This window comes from Mycobacterium sp., assembly GCF_032162105.1.
In the GTDB taxonomy this organism is placed as follows: domain Bacteria; phylum Actinomycetota; class Actinomycetes; order Mycobacteriales; family Mycobacteriaceae; genus Mycobacterium.
Genome location: NZ_JAVRPS010000255.1, coordinates 1 through 3692, shown reverse-complemented (window position 1 = coordinate 3692; position 3692 = coordinate 1). Strand labels below are relative to the sequence as shown.

At 62.7% G+C, this 3692-nt stretch carries 4 protein-coding genes; 1 reads left to right on the top strand and 3 read right to left on the bottom strand.

Features of this window, described 5'->3' with window-relative positions:
- Positions 1-115: 115 nt before the first annotated feature.
- Together QOC69_RS12835 and QOC69_RS12830 are read right to left on the bottom strand one after the other, a co-directional pair.
- Positions 116-1705, bottom strand: coding sequence for an amino acid permease (locus tag QOC69_RS12835; RefSeq protein WP_526439993.1), 1590 nt, complete (start codon positions 1703-1705; stop codon positions 116-118).
- The gene (locus QOC69_RS12830) at positions 1702-2541 is read right to left on the bottom strand and encodes a phytanoyl-CoA dioxygenase family protein (RefSeq protein ID WP_526439991.1); all 840 of its coding nucleotides are present in this window, start codon (positions 2539-2541) and stop codon (positions 1702-1704) included. The genes QOC69_RS12835 and QOC69_RS12830 overlap by 4 nt, the downstream gene beginning before the upstream one ends.
- 186 nt (positions 2542-2727) lie before the next feature.
- On the opposite strand from QOC69_RS12830, the gene QOC69_RS12825 reads away from it, so the two are divergent.
- Entirely contained in the window at positions 2728-3357 is a 630-nt protein-coding gene (locus QOC69_RS12825; protein ID WP_526439989.1) for a TetR/AcrR family transcriptional regulator, read from the top strand.
- A gap of 21 nt (positions 3358-3378) precedes the next feature.
- Here the strand turns inward: QOC69_RS12825 and QOC69_RS12820 are convergent.
- A partial coding sequence (locus QOC69_RS12820) for a hypothetical protein (protein WP_526439987.1) occupies positions 3379-3692 on the bottom strand: 314 nt, incomplete at its 5' end.

Below are 3692 nucleotides of genomic sequence, written 5' to 3'. Positions count from 1 at the left end.
TTCCCGGCGCCTTCCACGGCTTCGACAGGATCGTCCCCGGCGCGCCGGTGTCGCGATCCTTCTTCGACAGCCAGTGCGCGAGCCTGCACGAGGCACTCACCGCAGGCAGCGCGGCCTAGTCACGCCGACGGAACCGGATCGCTCCGGAAACCGGCGACGCCGCTGCCCAGTGGGCGGGACCGGTCGGCTGCGAGCTGGTGGTGGGGCTGCCCGGGATCACGTCACGATTCCGTTTCCCGGCCGCGCGATAATGGATGAGGCCCACGCCGATGACCACTACCGGCACATACATTCCGGCATAACGTTGCCACCACTCGCTGCCGTAGAAAGCAGCTCGCGGCCACATCATATTGGCACACGCCAGGACCCCGAAAAGTACCGCACCAGCATTGATGTAGAGACCCCACCGCCCGAGACTGAAATGACCGGGCTGTGTCGACCAGTCTCCGCGGAGCCTGCTTCGGAGCGCAAGGGCGCTGACCGCCAGATAGCCGAGGTATATCAGAAAGGTGCCGGCACCAATGATTGCACTGAACACCCTCGGCACAGCGATGTTGATGAGCAAGGCGGCAAACCAGAGCACAGCGACGAGGAGCGTTGCCCAAATTGGGGTGTGCCCGGAATGGGATACCCGTGACAGTTTTGTCGCCGCCCAGTATCGACCGTCGCGGGCCTGGGAGAAGATCATGCGTGCCACGAGGGCGTGGGCAGCCGTGGCGGCACACACGATGCAGATCAACACGACCAGCGAGAAGATCGTGCCGACCACGGGTCCTGCGAGCAGATTGACGACGTAGCTCAGCCCATCTCCGATATGGGGATCGGTGAGATCAGGAATGGCCATGGGGACGAGAGCCACTATGAGAAAACACAATCCTCCGGCGACGCCGAGCGCTTTCAACATCGCCCGCGGACCATTGCGGCGCGGGTCCCGTGTTTCCTCGGCCAGCGATGTCGCTTCGTCCATTCCGAACAAAACGTAGAGCGGCAGAAACGCGGCAATGAGGAGACCTCCGACGGCTTGAGTGCCGCCAGCGGTGACGTCGATGCCGTGGGCGAGGACCGACGGACCCCGGCGCACATGAGACATCAACACCACCAGCAGAAGCGCCACGCCTGCCAGCTCCGCGAACACTCCGATGTAGCTCAACAGCCGCAGAACAGACACCCTCATCACATTGACGGCCGTGGTCACCGCGAAGAGAAAAAGCGAAAGAAATGCGGCGTTCGCGGCGTACAGGGGGTCCGTCGCCGCGACGACGTCCGAACCGAACAGTTGAAACCGTGGCGAGAAAGCGGTCAAAGTTGCCTGCAGTCCAAGAGCAATGGTGGGAGCGACGATCAACCACGCCACCGTGTACACCCAGCCCGTCATCCAGCCAAGGAAGTCGCCACCAATCCGTTTGGCCCACTGGTAGATGGACCCCGATATCGGGTATTTCGCGGCGAGCTCAGCGAACACGAGTGTCGTCATCAATTGTCCGAAGAATACGACGAGGACGAGCCACACGGCTGCCGGACCTGCGCTCGACCAACCGATACCGTAGGTGACCGAGGTTCCGACCAGAACCGATATCAAGGCGAAGCCCGCCGCGAACGTCGCTGATTGGCCGAGTTTGCGTTTGAGCTGCGAGGTGTACCCGAGCGATTGCAGATCCTCGTCGTCACGGGCAGAGAGGACCGCGCTCGGGGTCGGAACTTTCACTTCTTGTCCGCATAGCTGATGTCGACGTTCGACCAGTCGAGTGGCCGGCGGTCTCCATGAATGGCGGATATCGGGTCTTCATTGTCGTTGATGTAACCGATTACCGGATTCCCCATCTGATAGCCCATTAAGCGCAGCAAACCATCATCAAGGGTTTTCGCGACATCGAGGGGCGTCGAGAGGTATTGGTTCTCCTCCTGGCGGACCCACCCAACGGCGTAGGTGATGTTGATCGCCTTTCGGACCCGATCCGCGGTGCGATTGGCGCCACCCCCGTGATACAGCTTGCCGGTGTACATCAACACCGAGCCGCGTTCCATTTCCGCGGGCACCGTGTCCGCCGGGGTAAAGGTGTGGTGGTCGGACAACGTGTGGCTTCCCGGGACCACCCGGGTTGCGCCGATCTCATCGGTGTACTCGCTCATCGCCCACAAGGTGTTGCACTGGACGTCGTAGTCACTCGGGAATTTGAAGCCGTCCCAAGCGAATTCGTCCCGGTGAATGACCTGTGCCGGTTGGCCGGGGTAGATGGAGATCACCTGTGTGAGATGAAGCTGATAGGTGTGGGCGTGGGACAGCACCTCACCGACAGCTCCCAACACGAGGGGATGGGTGATGAGTTCGCGGGCGGCAGGGGAGCGCGCAACCAGGGCGCCGGTGCGCCGCGTTTGCCGCCCTGCGATGGCGTCGAGGCCGGTGCCGGTCGCCTCAATGTAGGGATTGAGCTCGCGTTCGCACCGGTCCATGACGTCATCGGAGGCGAGCTTGTCGACGATGACGTAGCCGTCCTCGCGGAGCGCGGTCGCGATGTCTGACGGCGAGGTCGTTGCGGGCAAGTGATTTAGCTTGACGATTCTCATGGCGATCCTTCAGCGGCGGCGGCGTGCGCGGCACATCAGTGGGCCCGCATATCAGACTGGAGTCTAGACTTCAGTCGTGTTCATCGTCGGTGCCGAAGCCCCGCCACGCAACCTGCAGGGTGTTAAATCTGCATTTCGCTTTAGGGTTGAGCGGACCGCGGGATGACCGGCGAAGGTAAGGGCAGCAGAGTGATGCGGCGAGTTCCACGGCAACAACGCAGCCGCGAGAAGGTGCAGCACATACTCGCGGTTGCGGGAGAACTCATGTCCGAGATCGGGTACGAAGCGTTCATCCTCAGCCCCACAAAGCTTTTCGACCGGGCGGCTGTCACTGGCGGTGCGTTCTACGCGTACTTCGAGAACCTCACCGACGTGGCTGATGCCCTAGCCGAACAGTCGATGGAGGAATGCCGACGGCAGGCCGACCAGTTCGGGGACACCCCGTTCGCGAGTCTTGACGCAGCGTGTGACTCGTTTCTCGAAACATTCAGCGCCTTCTACAGTCGCCCTGTGCCCTACGAGTTGTGGTGTCGTGGCTACATCTCACGGGCAATGAAAGAACTCGATGGCGTCACCAATCAATACATCGCCGAGCGCTTTCGAACCGTCCTGAACGAGCAGTTCGCCCTCAATCTTTCCCAAGTGACCTGCATTGTTGCTGTCGAGATGTCCGATCATCTCTCGCGCTACGCATACCGCAACGGCGATGTAGACCTCGAGGCGAAGGACAAGGCGAAATCTGCGATGCGCGCTTTCCTGTCCGCGGAGTCGTCCGGGTACGGTGGCTGCTAGCGGCCGGCAGCGAGGTGGTTCTTAATCACCCGCCCGCACGGCGGCGGCTACCCCGGCGGCGGTGGCCGAACCGGCCGCCAGCGCCCCGAGCACCCGGTGGGCCTTGGGTAGGCCCCGGCCAAGCACCATGGCCAGCGCGTCGGCGAGGTCGGTGCCTGCGGCGGCCAGGTACCACCGGCGCTCGGCTTGCGGGTCGCCCGACTGGTGGGCCCACACGATGCCGGCGCCCACCGCGATGTTTCGGGCGCCGAACCCGCGCGCGATGGCCACCGCGACCGGGTCGGGATCCTTGCCGGGGAACAACCGCTTGAGCAAGAACCCGGGCAACGTGATGA